We start from the raw sequence: 696 nt of genomic DNA on the forward strand, positions 1-696 counted from the left end.
ACATGACGGTGCAGACGGCGGTGTTGATCGAGACTCTGGTGGCGCTCGGGGCCGAGGTGCGGTGGGCGTCGTGCAACATCTTCTCGACCCAGGACCACGCGGCCGCGGCCATCGCCGTGGGTCCGGACGGCACGCCGGACGAGCCGCGCGGGGTTCCGGTGTTCGCCTGGAAGGGTGAGACGCTCGAGGAGTACTGGTGGTGCACCGGCCAGGCGTTGACCTGGCCTGATGGTCAGAGCCCGAACATGATCCTGGACGACGGCGGGGACGCGACGCTGTTCGTCCACAAGGGCGCCGAGTACGAGAAGGCCGGTGCGGTCCCCGCCGATGCCGCGGACGATTCCGAGGAGTGGCAGGTGATCCTGGCCACGTTGCGCGCCTCGCTTGCCGCCGACCCGGCCAGGTGGACCGAAGTCGCCGATTCGATCCGTGGTGTGACCGAGGAGACCACGACCGGGGTGCACCGGCTCTATGAGATGGCGCGGCTCGGTACGCTGCGCTTTCCGGCGATCAATGTGAACGATGCGGTGACGAAGTCGAAGTTCGACAACAAGTACGGCTGCCGCCATTCGCTGATCGACGGGATCAACCGGGCGACGGACGTGCTGATCGGTGGCAAGGTCGCGGTGGTGTTCGGGTACGGGGACGTGGGCAAGGGCTGTGCGGAGTCGCTGCGGGGCCAGGGTGCCCGGGTGA

At 68.0% G+C, this 696-nt stretch carries 1 protein-coding gene; it reads left to right on the forward strand.

What is annotated here, in order from left to right:
- Positions 1 to 696 (forward strand): adenosylhomocysteinase (locus KDL01_RS41605; RefSeq protein ID WP_212534223.1); only part of this gene is annotated, 696 nt, incomplete at both ends.

The sequence above is a fragment of the Actinospica durhamensis genome (assembly GCF_018139695.1).
GTDB classification, from domain to species: domain Bacteria; phylum Actinomycetota; class Actinomycetes; order Streptomycetales; family Catenulisporaceae; genus Actinospica; species Actinospica durhamensis.